This window comes from Streptomyces sp. NBC_00285, assembly GCF_036174265.1.
GTDB lineage: Bacteria > Actinomycetota > Actinomycetes > Streptomycetales > Streptomycetaceae > Streptomyces.
This window is the reverse complement of record NZ_CP108055.1, coordinates 2,088,507-2,105,774: the sequence shown is the minus strand read 5'-3', so window position 1 is coordinate 2,105,774 and position 17,268 is coordinate 2,088,507. Positions and strand designations below refer to the sequence as shown.

The window sequence follows — 17,268 nt, the reverse complement described above, 5'->3', positions numbered from 1 at the left end:
CCTTCGAGCTTTCCACTCGTGTCACGGTGCGTCCATACAACGGACGCGATCGCACCGTGACCCGTATGCCGCGGGCCCGTGACACGTGCTCCGGGTGCCCCGCCGCCGCCCACGCGTGCGCGTGGCTACGATGGGCCAGCCGGTGGCCAGCAGGGGCCGCGCGGCGAAACCGACCCTCGGGAAGGCCATGCTGAACAAGTACGCGCGTGCTTTCTTCACGCGTGTTCTCACGCCGTTCGCCACATTTCTGATCAGAAGGGGCGTCAGCCCCGACACGGTCACGCTTCTCGGCACCGCCGGAGTGGTCGCGGGCGCGCTGGTCTTCTACCCCATGGGCGAGCTCTTCTGGGGCACGGTCGTGATCACGCTGTTCGTGTTCTCCGACCTCGTCGACGGCAACATGGCCCGCCAGCTCGGCCGCTCCAGCCGCTGGGGTGCCTTCCTGGACTCCACGCTGGACCGGGTGGCCGACAGCGCGGTCTTCGGCGGGTTCGCCCTCTGGTACGCGGGCGGGGGCGACGACATCGCCCTGTGCGCGGTCTCCATCTTCTGCCTGGCCAGCGGCCAGGTGGTGTCGTACACCAAGGCCCGTGGCGAGTCGATCGGGCTGCCCGTCGCCGTCAACGGCCTCGTCGAGCGCGCCGAGCGCCTCGTGATCTCGTTGGTCGCGGCCGGCCTCGCGGGCCTGCACAAGTTCGGAGTGCCCGGCATCCAGTACCTGCTGCCGGTCGCCTTGTGGATCGTCGCCGTCGGCAGCCTGGTCACGCTCATCCAGCGGGTCGTCACGGTCCGCCGGGAGTCGGCGGAGGCCGAGGAGGCCGCCGCCGAGTCCGGTTCCGCGGAATCCGGCGCCGTCGAGCCTGCCGCCGAGGAGACGCAGCAGGAGCAGGGGAGCGAGGCCGCGAAGTGAGCGCGCAGGAGCGGCTGACGGACACGCTGTACGGCCTCGGCTGGGGCGTGGTCAAGAAGCTCCCCGAACCGGTCGCCGTGCGCCTCGGCCGGAGCATCGCCGACCTCGCCTGGAAACGGCGCGGCAAGGGCGTACTCCGGCTGGAGAGCAACTACGCGCGTGTGGTGCCGGGCGCGGGCCCCGAGCGCCTCGCCGAGCTCTCGCGCGCGGGGATGCGCTCCTACCTGCGCTACTGGATGGAGTCCTTCCGGCTGCCCGCCTGGAGCAGGGAACGCATCAGGGGCGGCTTCGAGCCCAAGGACCTGCACCACCTCACCGACGGCCTCGCCGCCGGCAAGGGCGTCATCCTCGCACTGCCGCACATGGCCAACTGGGACCTCGCCGGCGCCTGGGTCACCACCACGCTGGAGACACCGTTCAGCACGGTCGCCGAACGGCTCAAGCCGGAGACGCTGTACGACCGTTTCGTCGCCTACCGCGAGGGCCTCGGCATGGAGGTCCTCCCGCACAGCGGCGGCACCGCCTTCGGCACGCTGGCCCGGCGCCTGCGGGACGGCGGCCTGGTCTGCCTGGTCGCCGAGCGGGACCTGTCCAGCTCCGGCGTCGAGGTGGAGTTCTTCGGCGAGAGCACCCGCATCCCGGCCGGACCGGCCCTGCTGGCCCAGCAGACCGGCGCACTGCTGCTGCCGGTGACACTCTGGTACGACGACTCGCCCGTCATGCGGGGCCGGGTGCACCCCCCGGTCGAGGTGCCCGAGACAGGTACGCGGGCCGAAAAGACGTCTGTCATGGCACAGGCGCTGGCCGATGCCTTCGCCACCGGGATCGCCGACCATCCGGAGGACTGGCACATGCTCCAGAGGCTGTGGCTGAAGGACCTTGATCCCACGAAGGGAACCTCGTGAGGATCGGCATCGTCTGCCCCTACTCCTGGGATGTGCCGGGCGGCGTCCAGTTCCACATCCGCGATCTCGCGGAGTACTTCATCCGCCTCGGCCACGAGGTGTCCGTCCTCGCCCCGGCCGACGACGACACCCCGCTGCCCCCGTACGTCGTCTCGGCCGGCCGTGCCGTCCCGGTGCCGTACAACGGCTCGGTGGCCCGGCTCAACTTCGGCTTCCTGAGCGCCGCGCGCGTACGCCGCTGGCTGCACGACGGGGAGTTCGACGTCGTGCACATCCACGAGCCGTCCTCACCGTCCCTCGGCCTGCTGGCCTGTTGGATCGCCCAGGGCCCGATCGTCGCGACCTTCCACACCTCCAACCCCCGCTCGCGCGCGATGATCGCCGCGTACTCGATCCTCCAGGCCGCCCTGGAGAAGATCAGCGCCCGGATCGCCGTCAGCGAGTACGCCCGACGCACGCTCGTCGAGCACCTCGGCGGCGACGCGGTGGTGATCCCGAACGGCGTCGACGTCGACTTCTTCGCCCGGGCCAAGCCCCATCCCGAGTGGCAGGGCGACACGATCGGCTTCATGGGCCGTATCGACGAACCCCGCAAGGGGCTGCCGGTACTGATGAGGGCCCTGCCCAGGATCCTCGCCGAACGCCCGCAGACCCGGCTGCTGGTGGCAGGGCGCGGCGACGAGGAGGAGGCCGTGGAGTCGCTCCCCGAGGAACTGCGCGCACGCGTGGAGTTCCTCGGCATGGTCAGCGACGAGGACAAGGCCCGCTTCCTGCGCAGCGTCGACCTGTACGTCGCCCCCAACACCGGCGGCGAGAGCTTCGGGATCATCCTCGTCGAGGCCATGTCGGCGGGGGTCCCGGTGCTCGCCTCCGACCTCGACGCCTTCGCCCAGGTCCTGGACCAGGGCGCCGCGGGCGAGCTCTTCGCCAACGAGGACGCGGACGCGCTCGCCGAGGCCGCCGTGCGACTGCTGGGCGATCCGGCGCGACTGGCCGAACTGCGGGCCCGCGGAAGCGCGCACGTACGCCGGTTCGACTGGTCGACGGTCGGCGCGGACATCCTGTCGGTGTACGAGACGGTGACGGTCGGTACCACGGCGGTGGCAGCGGCGGAGGACGACCGGGGCACGGGGTTGCGGGCACGGCTGGGGCTGGCCCGGGACTGACCGGCCCGACGACCGGACGGTACCGGCGGGGCGCTCCGGCGTCCTGACCCGCCCCGCGCGACCCCGCCCCGATAGCCTTGCTGCTCGTGACTCCCACCCTCATCTGGACCCTTGTCGCGCTCGTCGCGATCGGCCTTTACCTGAGCTGGACCGCGGGCCGTCTCGACCGGCTGCACGCCAGGATCGACGCCACGCGCGCGGGACTGGACGCGCAGTTGCTGCGCCGGGCCTCCGTGGCCCAGGAACTGGCCACCTCGGGCGTCCTGGACCCCGCCGCGTCGATCGTCCTGTACGAGGCCGCGCATGCCGCGCGGCAGGCCGAGGAGGAGCAGCGGGAGGTCGCCGAGAGCGAGCTGAGCCAGGCGCTGCGGGCCGTTTTCGCGGAGGCGGCCCAGGTCGAGGTGGTCCGTGAGGTGCCCGGGGGAGAGTCGGCGGCCCATGAACTCACGGAGGCCGTACGACGGGTCCCGATGGCCCGCCGCTTCCACAACGACGCGGTCGGCGCGGCCCGCCGCCTCCGCCAGCACCGCAAGGTCCGCTGGTTCCGGCTGGCCGGGCACGCTCCCTTCCCGATGGCCTTCGAGATGGACGACGAGCCGCCCGCGGCCCTGGTGGACCGGGCGGCGTAGGACGATGACGGACGCACCCGGCGTCCCGCCTCGTGAACCGCCTCGTGGTGTGAGCGACCTTGCTCGACGCGTTCCGGTAAGCCGCGCGCCGGCCGACTACGGGGAAGCGGCGCCGACCTCACACGCGGCTGATCTGCCGGCAGCGCCCTCGGCGGCCCCGAGCCGTGTCGATGCGGGCGATGACCTGTGCATTCCGTGTACTTGATCGGCTACACCACCCGGCGGGACGCCGGGCAACGTCCACGGCTCCGCGAACCGTGACGACCTGTGGTCCGCGCCCCTGCTTCTTGACGAGTCCCGCCTGGCAGAGGCCGACGAGGCGTGGGTGCCGGTTCTCACGCCCGACGGCCCCGGCGTGCTGACCTGGGAGAACTCCGACTGACATGGTCCCCGGCGAAGCAAAACGATCCACCGACTCCCCATTGGCCCTTGCAGTGGCCTGGTCCGGTGACGTTTCCTCGGTGCTGCAGTAATCCCCCTTTCACATCAGCGAGGTCAACCCGTGTCCAGCACCGAGAACCAGACTCCCGAGACCGGCACCGCGCGCGTGAAGCGCGGCATGGCCGAGCAGCTCAAGGGCGGTGTGATCATGGACGTGGTCAACGCCGAGCAGGCGAAGATCGCCGAGGACGCCGGTGCTGTGGCCGTCATGGCCCTGGAGCGGGTCCCCGCCGACATCCGCAAGGACGGCGGCGTGGCCCGGATGTCCGACCCGACGATGATCGAGGAGATCATCGAGGCGGTCTCCATCCCGGTCATGGCCAAGTCCCGCATCGGTCACTTCGTCGAGGCCCAGGTCCTGCAGTCGCTCGGCGTGGACTACATCGACGAGTCCGAGGTCCTCACCCCGGCCGACGAGGTCAACCACAGCGACAAGTTCGCGTTCACGACCCCCTTCGTCTGTGGTGCCACCAACCTGGGCGAGGCCCTGCGCCGCATCGCCGAGGGCGCGGCCATGATCCGCTCCAAGGGCGAGGCCGGCACCGGCAACGTCGTCGAGGCCGTCCGCCACCTGCGCCAGATCAAGAACGAGATCGCCCGCCTGCGCGGCTACGACAACAACGAGCTGTACGCCGCGGCCAAGGATCTGCGCGCGCCGTACGAGCTGGTCAAGGAGGTCGCCGAGCTCGGCAAGCTCCCCGTCGTGCTGTTCTCCGCGGGTGGTGTCGCCACCCCCGCCGATGCCGCGCTCATGCGCCAGCTCGGCGCCGAGGGCGTCTTCGTCGGCTCCGGCATCTTCAAGTCCGGCGACCCCGCCAAGCGCGCCGCGGCCATCGTGAAGGCGACCACCTTCTACGACGACCCGAAGATCATCGCGGACGCGTCCCGCAACCTCGGTGAGGCCATGGTCGGCATCAACTGCGACACCCTCCCCGAGGCCGAGCGCTACGCCAACCGCGGCTGGTAACCACTGATGAGCACTCCGGTCATAGGCGTCCTGGCTCTCCAGGGCGACGTCCAAGAGCACCTCATCGCCCTGGCCGCGGCGGACGCCGTGGCCAGGCCGGTGCGGCGCCCCGAGGAACTCGCCGAGGTGGACGGCCTCGTCATCCCCGGCGGCGAGTCCACCACCATCTCCAAGCTGGCCGCCCTGTTCGGCGTGCTGGAGCCGCTCCGCGCGCGCGTGCGCGAAGGCATGCCCGTCTACGGCACCTGTGCGGGCCTGATCATGCTGGCCGACAAGATCCTCGACCCGCGCTCGGGCCAGGAGACGATCGGCGGCATCGACATGATCGTGCGCCGTAACGCCTTCGGACGCCAGAACGAGTCCTTCGAAGCCGCGGTCGACGTGCTGGGCATCGAGGGCGACCCCGTGGAGGGCGTCTTCATCCGTGCCCCCTGGGTCGAGTCCGTCGGTGCCCGGACCGAGGTGCTCGCCGAGCACGACGGTCACATCGTCGCGGTCCGTCAGGGCAACGCGCTCGCCACGTCGTTCCACCCGGAACTGACCGGCGACCACCGCGTGCACTCTCTCTTTGTCGACATGGTGCGCGCGAACCGGACAGCTGAATCCTTGTAGGATCTCAGGCGTTGGGTGCAGGGATGGGTTACGCGAAGGAGACAGGCAGATGTCCGGCCACTCTAAATGGGCTACGACGAAGCACAAGAAGGCCGTGATCGACGCCAAGCGCGGCAAGCTCTTCGCGAAGCTGATCAAGAACATCGAGGTCGCGGCCCGCATGGGCGGCGTCGACATCGAGGGCAACCCGACCCTCTACGACGCCATCCAGAAGGCGAAGAAGTCGTCGGTCCCGAACAAGAACATCGACTCCGCGGTCAAGCGCGGCGGCGGTCTCGAGGCCGGTGGCGCCGACTACGAGACGATCATGTACGAGGGCTACGGCCCGAACGGCGTCGCGGTGCTCATCGAGTGCCTCACCGACAACCGCAACCGTGCCGCTTCCGACGTGCGCGTCGCCATGACCCGCAACGGCGGCAACATGGCCGACCCCGGCTCGGTGTCGTACCTCTTCAACCGTAAGGGCGTCGTCATCGTCCCCAAGGGCGACCTCGCGGAGGACGACGTCCTCGGTGCCGTCCTGGACGCGGGTGCCGAGGAGGTCAACGACCTCGGCGAGTCCTTCGAGGTACTCAGTGAGGCCACCGACATGGTCGCGGTCCGCACCGCCCTCCAGGACGCCGGCATCGACTACGACTCCGCCGAGGCCAACTTCGTCCCGACCATGCAGGTCGAGCTGGACGAGGAGGGCGCAAGGAAGATCTTCCGGCTGATCGACGCACTGGAGGACAGCGACGACGTCCAGAACGTCTTCGCCAACTTCGACGTCAGCGACGAGGTCATGGAGAAGGTCGACGCGTAGCGCTGCCGTGAACTGAGCGGATCCGGCGGGCCGGTGGGACACACCCCACCGGCCCGCCGCCGTTGTCGGTGGCAGCAGATAGCCTGCACAAACAGGCGTTGGAGAGGGAGGGGCACGGTGCGCGTACTCGGGGTGGACCCCGGACTCACGCGGTGCGGTGTGGGTGTCGTCGAGGGAATCGCGGGCCGGCCGTTGACCATGGTCGGCGTCGGGGTCGTACGCACGCCCTCGGACGCCGAGTTGGGGCAGCGGCTCGTCGCCGTCGAGCAGGGCATCGAGCAGTGGCTGGACGAGTACCGCCCCGAATTCGTCGCCGTGGAGCGGGTGTTCAGCCAGCACAACGTCCGTACGGTGATGGGCACCGCCCAGGCCAGTGCCGTCGCGATGCTGTGCGCCGCCCGCCGCGGCATCCCCGTCGCCCTGCACACCCCGAGCGAGGTCAAGGCCGCCGTCACCGGCAGCGGACGCGCCGACAAGGCCCAGGTCGGTGCCATGGTCACCCGGCTGCTGCGGCTCGACGCACCGCCCAAGCCGGCCGACGCCGCCGACGCCCTCGCGCTCGCCATCTGCCACATCTGGCGCGCTCCCGCCCAGAACCGACTCCAGCAGGCCGTCGCCCTGCACACAGCCACAGCACGGAAAGGCCGTACGGCATGATCGCCTTTGTGAGCGGCACGGTCGCCGCACTCGCTCCCGACACCGCGGTGGTCGAGGTCGGCGGGGTCGGCATGGCGGTGCACTGCACGCCCAACACGCTGTCGACCCTCCGCCTCGGCAAGCCGGCCAAGCTCGCCACCTCGCTCGTGGTGCGCGAGGACTCCCTCACCCTCTACGGCTTCGTCGACGACGACGAGCGCCAGGTCTTCGAGCTGCTCCAGACCGCGAGCGGGGTCGGCCCGCGGCTGGCGCAGGCCATGCTGGCCGTGCACGCACCCGACGCCCTGCGCCGGGCGGTCGCCACCAGCGACGAGAAGGCCCTGATCGCCGTGCCCGGCATCGGGAAGAAGGGCGCCCAGAAGCTGCTCCTGGAGCTGAGGGACCGGCTCGGCGAGCCGATCGGCGCCCCCGCGATCGGCGCTCCGGTCACCCAGGGCTGGCGAGACCAGCTGCACGCCGCCCTGATCGGTCTCGGATACGCCACGCGTGAGGCCGACGAGGCCGTCTCCGCCGTGGCCCCGCAGGCGGAGGCGGCCGAGGGCACGCCTCAGGTCGGCCAGCTACTGAAGGCCGCCCTGCAAACCCTGAACCGCGCCCGCTAGGAGAACGTCAGTGAACTGGGACGACACGACCGACGAGACCGCCCCCGCCGCGGAGCGGCTGGTGGGTTCTGTCGCCGACCGTGAGGACCAGGCCGTGGAGGCCGCCCTGCGTCCCAAGGACCTGGACGAGTTCATCGGCCAGGAGAAGGTCCGTGAACAGCTCGACCTGGTCCTGCGCGCGGCACGCGCGCGGGGCGCCACCGCCGACCACGTGTTGCTCTCCGGCGCCCCCGGCCTCGGCAAGACCACCCTGTCGATGATCATCGCGGCCGAGATGGAAGCCCCGATCCGCATCACCAGCGGTCCCGCCATCCAGCACGCCGGGGACCTCGCGGCGATCCTCTCCTCCCTCCAGGAGGGCGAGGTCCTCTTCCTCGACGAGATCCACCGCATGTCGCGGCCCGCCGAGGAGATGCTGTACATGGCGATGGAGGACTTCCGCGTCGACGTCATCGTCGGCAAGGGCCCCGGCGCCACCGCCATCCCCTTGGAGCTGCCGCCCTTCACCCTGGTCGGCGCCACCACGCGCGCGGGCCTGCTGCCGCCCCCACTGCGCGACCGCTTCGGTTTCACCGCGCACATGGAGTTCTACGAACCGGCCGAACTGGAGCGCGTCATCCACCGCTCGGCCAGCCTGCTCGACGTCGAGATCGGTTCCGACGGCGCCGCCGAGATCGCGGGCCGTTCCCGTGGAACACCCCGCATCGCCAACCGTCTGCTGCGCAGGGTGCGCGACTACGCGCAGGTCAAGGCCGACGGGATCATCACGCGCGACATCGCGAGGGCGGCACTGAAGGTCTACGAGGTCGACGCCCGCGGCCTCGACCGGCTGGACCGAGGGGTCCTGGAGGCCCTGCTCAAGCTGTTCGGCGGCGGCCCCGTCGGCCTGTCCACGCTCGCGGTCGCGGTGGGGGAGGAGCGCGAGACCGTAGAGGAGGTCGCCGAGCCCTTCCTGGTGCGGGAGGGCCTGCTCGCCCGTACCCCGCGCGGACGCGTCGCCACTCCCGCCGCATGGGCGCATCTCGGCCTCACCCCGCCCCGCTCGGCGTCCACAGGAAACGGACAAGGGGACCTGTTCGGGACGTGACGGCATCGTGACGGCGCGGGCATTGGCCGGGTGCGGAACCCAGGTGCGATGCTGAGCGTTGTTCCCTGCGCGCGGACTCGCTTAGACTCCGCCGATGCCGCCTTTGTCGGCGGCGTTCACACCCCAACCATCAGGCCGCTCACCTCGCGGTCGCGTGAAGGAAGTTCCGACCCGTGAGTCTCGTGACCATCCTCCCGTTCATCGTGCTCATCGGGGCCATGTTCCTGATGACCCGGTCTGCCAAGAAGAAGCAGCAGACCGCCGCCAACATGCGGAACGAAATGCAGCCTGGCAGCGGCGTCCGCACGATCGGGGGGTTGTACGGCACGGTCAAGGAGGTCGGTGACGACACCGTTCTCCTCGACGCGGGCCCGGGTGTGGACCTGCTCTTCGCGAAGAACGCCATCGGTGCCGTCCTGTCGGACGACGAGTACAACCGCATCGTCCACGGCATCGAGCACGACCTGAAGTCCGACTCCGACGTCGTCCCGGACGACGCCTCCTCCCTCACCGAGACCGACGAGTCCGCCGACGAAGCTGCCGCCGCCTCCGACGAGAAGCCCGTCGACCTCGGTAAGAAGGACACGGCCGAGGAGCCCGTCGCCGACGAGCCCGCCAAGGCCGACACCGAGGCCGAGGCCACCGAGGCGAAGTCGGACGACGAGCCGAAGAAGACCGACGGCGAATCCGGCGCGAAGTAGTCGCACTCCGGGGCGCACGGATCAGCTCCGCGCGCCCCGGGATCTGCGCAGCTCGCACGGGATCCCGAACCATGTCATGGCCGTCCGTACGCCGATCCGGCGCGAGAGCGGCCCGAGAGGGAGTACGAGAAGGTGGCAGCACCCAAGAGGGGCCGGACCGCGAGTGCCCAGAGCAAGCCAGGGCGCACGCTGGCCCTGATCCTGATCGCCATGGTGGCGCTGACCGGGGGAATGTTCCTCTCCGGCCACACCACTCCCCGCCTCGGCATCGACCTTGCCGGCGGTACCAGCATCACGCTGGGGGCGAAGGCCGACCAGGGGTCGGCGATCAACAAGGCCAACATGGACACCGCGGTCGAGATCATGAACCGCCGTGTCAACGGCCTGGGCGTCTCCGAGGCGGAGGTGCAGACCCAGGGTGATCGCAACATCATCGTGAACATCCCCAAGGGCACCAACTCCAAGGAGGCCCGCGACCAGGTCGGCACCACCGCCAAGCTGTACTTCCGTCCGGTTCTGGCTCAGGACGTCACCGGCAGCGCCGCGGCCACCCCGTCGCCGAGCGAGTCCTCCAGCGGCTCCTCGACCGCCTCGCCGAGCCCGTCCGCGAGCAAGTCCGGCTCCACGGGTGAGAAGGCGACCTCGTCGTCCTCCCCGTCGCCCACCTCCTCCTCGCAGGGCCGCGCCGTCACCGACGCGCTGAAGGCCGACTCGACGCCGTCCGCGAGCGCCACCGGCTCCGCGTCCCCGACGCCCGCCGCGAGCAGCAGCGCCGCCGCACCCTCCGCCGCCGACGTCAAGCTCCAGGCCGCGTATGCCGCCCTGGACTGTTCCAAGAAGGCGCAGCGCACCAAGGCCGGCGACGGCGCCAAGCCGTCCGAGACCACCCTGGGCTGCGGCGACATCGACGGCGTCTGGTACAAGTACGTGCTCGGCCCCGCCGCCGTCGACGGCACCGAGGTCAAGAAGGCCCAGGCCGTCTTCGACACCCAGAACGCCGCCGGCTGGCAGGTCACCATGACCTTCACCGGCAAGGGCGCCAGCAAGTTCGCCGACATCACCGGGCAGCTCGCGAAGAACACCAAGCCGCAGAACGAGTTCGGCATCGTCCTCGACGGCCAGGTCGTCTCCAGCCCCTACGTCAGCTCCTCGATCACCGGCGGCAGCGCCCAGATCTCCGGCAGCTTCACCCAGGATGAGGCCCAGAACCTCTCCAACATGCTGTCGTACGGCGCCCTCCCGCTCTCCTTCCAGGAGCAGAGCGTGACCACGGTGACCGCGGCGCTCGGCGGCGAACAGCTGCACGCCGGGCTCCTCGCCGGTGCGATCGGCCTGCTGCTGGTCGTCATCTACCTGGTGGCCTACTACCGGGGCCTGTCGTTCGTCGCGATGGCCTCACTGCTGGTCTCCGGCATCCTCACCTACGTGATCATGGCTCTGCTCGGCCCGACGATCGGCTTCGCGCTGAACCTTCCGGCCGTGTGCGGTGCCATCGTCGCGATCGGTATCACCGCGGACTCGTTCATCGTGTACTTCGAACGCATCCGCGACGAGATCCGCGAGGGCCGCACGCTGCGCCCCGCCGTCGAGAGGGCCTGGCCGCGCGCCCGGCGCACCATCCTGGTGTCCGACTTCGTGTCGTTCCTGGCCGCCGCGGTCCTGTTCATCGTGACCGTCGGCAAGGTCCAGGGCTTCGCGTTCACGCTGGGTCTGACCACCGTGCTGGACGTCGTCGTGGTGTTCTTCTTCACCAAGCCGCTGATGACGCTCCTCGCCCGCCGGACGTTCTTCGCGAGCGGTCACAAGTGGTCCGGCCTGGACCCGAAGGGCCTGGGCGCGCAGGCGCCGCTGCGCCGAACCCGCCGTCCCGCCGCCCCCGTTGAGACGAAGGAGGCGTGAGCATGTCGAAACTCGGCAATCTCGGCGCCCGACTGCACCGTGGCGAGATCAGCTACGACTTCATCGGCCACCGCAAGCTCTGGTACGGCATCTCGATCCTGATCACCATCACGGCGATCCTGGGCCTCGCGGTGCGCGGCCTGAACATGGGCATCGACTTCCAGGGCGGCGCGGTCTTCACCACCGCGAAGACCAGCGTGTCCGTGTCCCAGGCCGAGGACTACGCCAAGGCGGCCTCCGGCCACGACGCGGTCGTCCAGAAGCTCGGCAACGGCACGATGCGCATCCAGATCGCCGGCATGGACACCCAGCAGTCCGACCAGATCAAGACGAAGCTCGCCTCGGACTTCAAGGTCGACCCGGAGACCATCGCGGCCGACCTCGTCGGTCCCAGCTGGGGCGACCAGATCGCCAACAAGGCCTGGCAGGGCCTGGCGATCTTCATGGTCCTCGTCGTGATCTATCTGGCGATCGCCTTCGAGTGGCGCATGGCCATCGCCGCCCTGGTCGCCCTGATCCACGACATCACCATCACCGTCGGCATCTACGCCCTCGTCGGCTTCGAGGTCACGCCGGGTACGGTGATCGGTCTGCTGACCATCCTCGGTTACTCGCTCTACGACACGGTGGTCGTCTTCGACTCCCTCAAGGAGCAGACGAAGGACATCACCAAGCAGACCCGCTGGACCTACAGCGACATCGCCAACCGTTCGATCAACGGCACCCTGGTCCGCTCCATCAACACCACGGTGGTCGCGCTGCTGCCGGTGGCGGGCCTGCTGTTCATCGGTGGCGGCTTCCTCGGCGCGGGCACGCTCAACGACATCTCGCTGTCGCTGTTCGTCGGCCTCGCCGCCGGTGCGTACTCCTCGATCTTCATCGCCACACCGCTCGTCGCCGACCTCCATGAGCGCGATCCGGTGATGAAGGCCCTCAGGAAGCGGGTGCTGGCCAAGCGGGCGCAGGCGACCCCCGAGGAGGAGATCGCCGGCTCGCGTCCCGTCGGCGACGAGCCGGAGGACGTCCACGCCGTCGTCGGTCCGCGCACCCAGCCCGCGTCCCGCGGCCGGGGCCGTGGCCGACCCTCGGGGAAGCGCCGATGACCGAGCTCGCCGGGATCACGACGCTGCTGCTCAGCCGTATCCGTGATGTGGCCGACTACCCGGAGCCGGGCGTGATGTTCAAGGACATCACCCCGCTCCTGGCGGATCCGGCCGCGTTCACGGCACTCACCGACGCCCTGGCGGCGGTCGCGGCGGACACCGGTGCCACCAAGGTCGTCGGACTGGAGGCCAGGGGATTCATCCTCGGCGCCCCGGTCGCGGTCCGCGCGGGGCTCGGCTTCATCCCCGTGCGCAAGGCGGGCAAGCTCCCCGGAGCGACCCTCAGCCAGGCGTACGACCTGGAGTACGGCTCGGCGGAGATCGAGGTCCACGCCGAGGACCTGTCGGCCGGCGACCGCGTTCTGATCGTCGACGACGTCCTGGCCACCGGCGGTACCGCCGAGGCCTCGATCGAGCTCATCCGCCGCGCGGGCGCCGAGGTCGCGGGCCTGGCGGTCCTCATGGAGCTGGGTTTCCTGGGCGGCCGGGCCCGCCTGGAACCAGCCCTTGCGGGCGCTCCGCTGGAGGCCCTGCTCAAGGTCTGACCCGACGGAACTCCTGACGAACGGCCGTCCCGGCGTCCCGGGACGGCCGTTCGCGTCGAGTACGGCCCTCCCCGCAAGCCCTTCGCCACCCGCACGCCCTTCACCTCCCACCCCCAGGTCACCCCCGATCCGCGCTCAGGAATCCCGCGGCGGCCCCTTGTGTTCTTCGGCTAGACGTCTCTCACATCGGGCTGGACGCGATCCCGGGGCGCAGGATCGCTACCATGGGGGCTCCGGAGCCTGACCGGGGGACCCGGATCGCGCACGAGGAGTCCTCTTGCCAGACGAGGCCCAGCCCCTGACCGCCGCCAAGCCCGAGCCCTCCTCGGCGCCTGCGGCGAAGCCCGCGCCGGACGCGAAGAACGCGACGAACGACGCACGCGGGCCGGTCGAGCACGCCCAGTCGGCGCCCGCCGACAAGCCAGCCGAGCCGGCCAGGCCCAAGCCCTCTGCCGTGGACCCCGCGCAGGCGGAGGGAGCCCCCTCGCCCGAGCGCCCCGCGTCGTCGGCCCCCGCGGTCCGCCCGAACGGGAGCCAGCCCGCCCGTACCGGCTCATCCAACCGCGTCCGCGCACGCCTCGCACGCCTCGGCGGCCAGCGCACCAACCCGTACAACCCGGTCCTGGAGCCCCTGCTGCGGATCGTGCGCAGCAACGACCCGAAGATCGAGACCGCGACCCTCCGGCAGATCGAGAGGGCCTACCAGGTCGCCGAGCGCTGGCACCGCGGACAGAAGCGCAAGAGCGGCGACCCGTACATCACGCACCCGCTCGCGGTGACCACGATCCTCGCCGAGCTCGGCATGGACCCGGCGACCCTCATGGCGGGCCTGCTGCACGACACCGTCGAGGACACCGAGTACGGACTCGACCAGCTCCGCCGCGACTTCGGCGACTCGGTCGCGCTGCTCGTCGACGGCGTCACCAAGCTGGACAAGGTCAAGTTCGGCGAGGCAGCGCAGGCGGAGACCGTGCGCAAGATGGTCGTGGCGATGGCCAAGGACCCGCGCGTCCTGGTCATCAAGCTCGCCGACCGTCTGCACAACATGCGCACCATGCGCTATCTCAAGCGCGAGAAGCAGGAGAAGAAGGCGCGCGAGACGCTGGAGATCTACGCGCCGCTCGCCCATCGCCTCGGCATGAACACCATCAAGTGGGAGCTGGAGGACCTCGCGTTCGCGATCCTCTATCCCAAGATGTACGACGAGATCGTACGGCTGGTGGCCGAGCGGGCGCCGAAGCGTGACGAGTACCTGGCCATAGTGACCGACGAGGTGCAGTCCGACCTGCGCGCGGCCCGCATCAAGGCCACCGTCACAGGCCGCCCCAAGCACTACTACAGCGTCTACCAGAAGATGATCGTCCGCGGCCGCGACTTCGCGGAGATCTACGACCTGGTCGGCATCCGAGTCCTCGTCGACACCGTCCGCGACTGCTACGCCGCCCTCGGCACCGTGCACGCGCGATGGAACCCGGTCCCCGGCCGGTTCAAGGACTACATTGCGATGCCCAAGTTCAACATGTACCAGTCGCTGCACACCACGGTCATCGGCCCCAACGGCAAGCCCGTCGAACTCCAGATCCGTACGTTCGACATGCACCGCCGCGCCGAGTACGGCATCGCCGCGCACTGGAAGTACAAGCAGGAGGCCGTGGCCGGCGCCTCCAAGGTCCGTTCGGACCAGCCGAGGACCACCGGCAAGGACGACCACCTCAACGACATGGCGTGGCTGCGCCAGCTCCTGGACTGGCAGAAGGAGACCGAGGACCCCGGCGAGTTCCTGGAATCCCTGCGCTTCGACCTCTCACGCAACGAGGTCTTCGTCTTCACGCCCAAGGGCGACGTGATAGCGCTGCCGGCCGGTAGCACACCCGTGGACTTCTCGTACGCGGTGCACACCGAGGTGGGTCACCGCACCATAGGAGCCCGGGTCAACGGCCGCCTCGTCCCGCTGGAGTCGACCCTCGACAACGGAGACCTGGTCGAGGTCTTCACCTCCAAGGCGTCCGGCGCCGGACCGTCCCGGGACTGGCTGAACTTCGTCAAGTCGCCGCGTGCCCGCAACAAGATCCGCGCATGGTTCTCCAAGGAGCGCCGCGACGAGGCGATCGAGCAGGGCAAGGACGCCATCGTCCGCGCGATGCGCAAGCAGAACCTGCCGATCCAGCGCATCCTCACCGGCGACTCGCTGGTCACGCTCGCGCACGAGATGCGCTACCCGGACATCTCCGCGTTGTACGCGGCGATCGGCGAGGGGCATGTCTCCGCGCAGAACGTCGTGCAGAAGCTGGTCTCGGCGCTCGGCGGCGAGGAGGCGGCCACCGAGGAGATGGACGAGGCGGTCCCGCCGTCGCGCACCCGCGGCCACAAGCGGCGCAGCAACCAGGACCCCGGTGTCGTCGTCAAGGGCGTCGACGACGTGTGGGTCAAGCTGGCCCGCTGCTGTACGCCCGTGCCCGGCGACCCGATCATCGGCTTCGTCACCCGCGGTAGTGGCGTATCGGTTCACCGCAACGACTGCGTGAACATCGAGTCACTGTCCCGGGAACCCGAGCGCATCCTCGAGGTCGAGTGGGCGCCGACCCAGTCCTCGGTCTTCCTGGTCGCCATCCAGGTCGAGGCCCTGGACCGCTCCCGGCTCCTCTCCGACGTCACCCGCGTCCTGTCCGACCAGCACGTCAACATCCTCTCCGCGGCCGTCCAGACCTCCCGCGACCGCGTCGCCACCTCCCGCTTCACGTTCGAGATGGGCGACCCGAAGCACCTCGGTCACGTCCTGAAGGCGGTCCGCGGCGTCGAGGGCGTGTACGACGTGTACCGGGTGACGTCGGCGCGCAACCGGTCGTAGACCGTCGTACGACGAGAAGGGCCCCGTACGCGATGTACGGGGCCCTTCTCGTCGTACGGGCTGATCAGCCGCCGAACTCGTGCAGACCCTTCAGGGCCTGGTCCAGGAGTGCCTGGCGGCCCTCCAGCTCACGCTCCAGCTTGTCGGCCCTGGCGTTGTTGCCCTGGGTGCGCGCCTGATCGATCTGGCCCCGGAGCTTGTCCACGGCGGCCTGGAGCTGACCGGTCAGACCCGCGGCACGCGCGCGTGCCTCCGGGTTGGTCCGGCGCCACTCGGTCTCCTCGGCCTCCTGAAGGGCACGCTCGACGGCGTGCATCCGGCCCTCGACCTTCGGGCGCGAGTCCCGAGGGACGTGACCGATGGCCTCCCAGCGCTCGTTGAGCGTGCGGAACGCGGCACGGGCCGACTTCAGGTCACCGATCGGCAGGAGCTTCTCGGCCTCCCCGGCCAGCTCCTCCTTGAGCTTGAGGTTCTCCGTCTGCTCGGCGTCGCGTTCGGCGAAGACCGAGCTGCGGGCGGCGAAGAACACGTCCTGGGCGCCGCGGAAGCGGTTCCACAGGTCGTCCTCGTGCTCGCGCTGGGCGCGGCCGGCGGCCTTCCACTCCGTCATCAGATCGCGGTAGCGGGCGGCCGTCGGCCCCCAGTCCGTCGAGGCGGACAGCGCCTCGGCCTCGCCGACCAGCCGCTCCTTGGTCCTGCGGGCGTCCTCGCGCTGCGCGTCCAGCGACGCGAAGTGGGCCTTGCGGCGCTTGGAGAACGCCGAGCGGGCGTGCGAGAAGCGGTGCCACAGCTCGTCGTCGGACTTGCGGTCCAGGCGCGGCAGACCCTTCCAGGTGTCGACCAGGGCGCGCAGCCGCTCACCGGCGGACCGCCACTGGTCGGACTGGGCCAGTTCCTCCGCCTCGACGACCAGCGCCTCCTTGGAGTGCCGGGCCTCGTCGGACTGCTTGGCGCGCTGCTGCTTGCGCTCCTCGCGGCGCTTGCCGACGGTCTCCACGAGAGAGTCGAGCCGCACCTTGAGCGCGGCCAGGTCACCGACCGCGTGATGCGCGTCGACCTGCTCGCGAATGTGGTCGATCGCGGTCTGCGCGTCCTTCGCGGACAGGTCGGTGGTCTTCACTCGCTTCTCGAGGAGGCCGATCTCGACAACCAGGCCCTCGTACTTGCGCTCGAAGTAGGCCAGGGCTTCCTCGGGGGAACCCGCCTGCCAGGAACCGACGACCTGCTCGCCGTCGGCCGTACGCACGTACACGGTCCCCGTCTCGTCGACGCGGCCCCACGGGTCGCTGCTCACAGCGCCTCCTCCACATGATGCCTGCGGAAGGCTTCAGCGCCCCCGGGCATCGTCCACAGTTTCGTCACGGCCAACATAGGCGACCGGCGGGTTGCCTGTC

The 17,268-nt window shown here is 70.0% G+C and carries 17 protein-coding genes; 16 read left to right on the top strand and 1 reads right to left on the bottom strand.

The window, feature by feature from the left end; all coding sequences use genetic code 11:
* Nucleotides 1–130: 130 nt before the first annotated feature.
* From pgsA to OHT57_RS09510, 16 genes are all read left to right on the top strand, one after another.
* Complete coding sequence (gene pgsA, locus OHT57_RS09585) at nucleotides 131–910, top strand: phosphatidylinositol phosphate synthase (RefSeq protein WP_328753161.1); 780 nt, start codon at nucleotides 131–133, stop codon at nucleotides 908–910.
* Nucleotides 907–1,815 (top strand): phosphatidylinositol mannoside acyltransferase, encoded by a 909-nt coding sequence (locus OHT57_RS09580; RefSeq protein WP_328745658.1) that lies wholly within the window; start codon nucleotides 907–909, stop codon nucleotides 1,813–1,815. The genes pgsA and OHT57_RS09580 overlap by 4 nt, the downstream gene beginning before the upstream one ends.
* Nucleotides 1,812–2,981 (top strand): glycosyltransferase family 4 protein, encoded by a 1,170-nt coding sequence (locus OHT57_RS09575; RefSeq protein WP_328745657.1) that lies wholly within the window; start codon nucleotides 1,812–1,814, stop codon nucleotides 2,979–2,981. The genes OHT57_RS09580 and OHT57_RS09575 overlap by 4 nt, the downstream gene beginning before the upstream one ends.
* Nucleotides 2,982–3,067: 86 nt before the next feature.
* Nucleotides 3,068–3,610, top strand: coding sequence for a hypothetical protein (locus OHT57_RS09570; protein ID WP_328745656.1), 543 nt, complete (start codon nucleotides 3,068–3,070; stop codon nucleotides 3,608–3,610).
* Nucleotides 3,611–3,875: 265 nt separating this feature from the next.
* Nucleotides 3,876–3,992 (top strand): DUF6210 family protein, encoded by a 117-nt coding sequence (locus OHT57_RS09565; protein ID WP_328753160.1) that lies wholly within the window; start codon nucleotides 3,876–3,878, stop codon nucleotides 3,990–3,992.
* A gap of 120 nt (nucleotides 3,993–4,112) precedes the next feature.
* Nucleotides 4,113–5,018: a pyridoxal 5'-phosphate synthase lyase subunit PdxS gene (pdxS, locus tag OHT57_RS09560; protein ID WP_328745654.1), complete on the top strand. Its 906-nt coding sequence runs from the start codon at nucleotides 4,113–4,115 to the stop codon at nucleotides 5,016–5,018.
* 6 nt (nucleotides 5,019–5,024) lie between these two features.
* Nucleotides 5,025–5,630, top strand: a complete 606-nt coding sequence (pdxT, locus tag OHT57_RS09555; RefSeq protein WP_328745653.1) for a pyridoxal 5'-phosphate synthase glutaminase subunit PdxT — start codon at nucleotides 5,025–5,027, stop codon at nucleotides 5,628–5,630.
* 49 nt (nucleotides 5,631–5,679) lie between these two features.
* Nucleotides 5,680–6,432 (top strand): YebC/PmpR family DNA-binding transcriptional regulator, encoded by a 753-nt coding sequence (locus OHT57_RS09550; RefSeq protein WP_328745652.1) that lies wholly within the window; start codon nucleotides 5,680–5,682, stop codon nucleotides 6,430–6,432.
* Nucleotides 6,433–6,549: 117 nt separating this feature from the next.
* Nucleotides 6,550–7,089, top strand: coding sequence for a crossover junction endodeoxyribonuclease RuvC (gene ruvC / locus OHT57_RS09545; RefSeq protein WP_328745651.1), 540 nt, complete (start codon nucleotides 6,550–6,552; stop codon nucleotides 7,087–7,089).
* Complete coding sequence (gene ruvA / locus OHT57_RS09540; RefSeq protein WP_328745650.1) at nucleotides 7,086–7,691, top strand: Holliday junction branch migration protein RuvA; 606 nt, start codon at nucleotides 7,086–7,088, stop codon at nucleotides 7,689–7,691. Before ruvC ends, ruvA begins: the two co-directional genes overlap by 4 nt.
* A 10-nt stretch (nucleotides 7,692–7,701) precedes the next feature.
* Nucleotides 7,702–8,778 carry a Holliday junction branch migration DNA helicase RuvB gene (gene ruvB / locus OHT57_RS09535; protein ID WP_328745648.1) on the top strand — a complete coding sequence of 359 codons (1,077 nt, stop codon included), beginning with the start codon at nucleotides 7,702–7,704 and terminating at the stop codon, nucleotides 8,776–8,778.
* A 173-nt stretch (nucleotides 8,779–8,951) separates the two neighbouring features.
* On the top strand, nucleotides 8,952–9,479 hold the full coding sequence (gene yajC / locus OHT57_RS09530; RefSeq protein WP_328745647.1) for a preprotein translocase subunit YajC: 528 nt from the start codon (nucleotides 8,952–8,954) through the stop codon (nucleotides 9,477–9,479).
* Between the two features lie 132 nt (nucleotides 9,480–9,611).
* Nucleotides 9,612–11,378, top strand: coding sequence for a protein translocase subunit SecD (secD, locus tag OHT57_RS09525; RefSeq protein WP_328745646.1), 1,767 nt, complete (start codon nucleotides 9,612–9,614; stop codon nucleotides 11,376–11,378).
* A 2-nt stretch (nucleotides 11,379–11,380) separates the two neighbouring features.
* Nucleotides 11,381–12,481 carry a protein translocase subunit SecF gene (gene secF, locus OHT57_RS09520; protein ID WP_328745645.1) on the top strand — a complete coding sequence of 367 codons (1,101 nt, stop codon included), beginning with the start codon at nucleotides 11,381–11,383 and terminating at the stop codon, nucleotides 12,479–12,481.
* Nucleotides 12,478–13,026, top strand: coding sequence for an adenine phosphoribosyltransferase (locus OHT57_RS09515; protein ID WP_328745644.1), 549 nt, complete (start codon nucleotides 12,478–12,480; stop codon nucleotides 13,024–13,026). Before secF ends, OHT57_RS09515 begins: the two co-directional genes overlap by 4 nt.
* A 277-nt stretch (nucleotides 13,027–13,303) precedes the next feature.
* Nucleotides 13,304–15,874: a RelA/SpoT family protein gene (locus OHT57_RS09510; RefSeq protein WP_328745643.1), complete on the top strand. Its 2,571-nt coding sequence runs from the start codon at nucleotides 13,304–13,306 to the stop codon at nucleotides 15,872–15,874.
* Nucleotides 15,875–15,938: 64 nt separating this feature from the next.
* Here OHT57_RS09510 and OHT57_RS09505 read toward each other — a convergent pair whose 3' ends face one another.
* The gene (locus OHT57_RS09505; protein WP_328745642.1) at nucleotides 15,939–17,168 is read right to left on the bottom strand and encodes a DUF349 domain-containing protein; all 1,230 of its coding nucleotides are present in this window, start codon (nucleotides 17,166–17,168) and stop codon (nucleotides 15,939–15,941) included.
* Nucleotides 17,169–17,268: the final 100 nt, after the last annotated feature.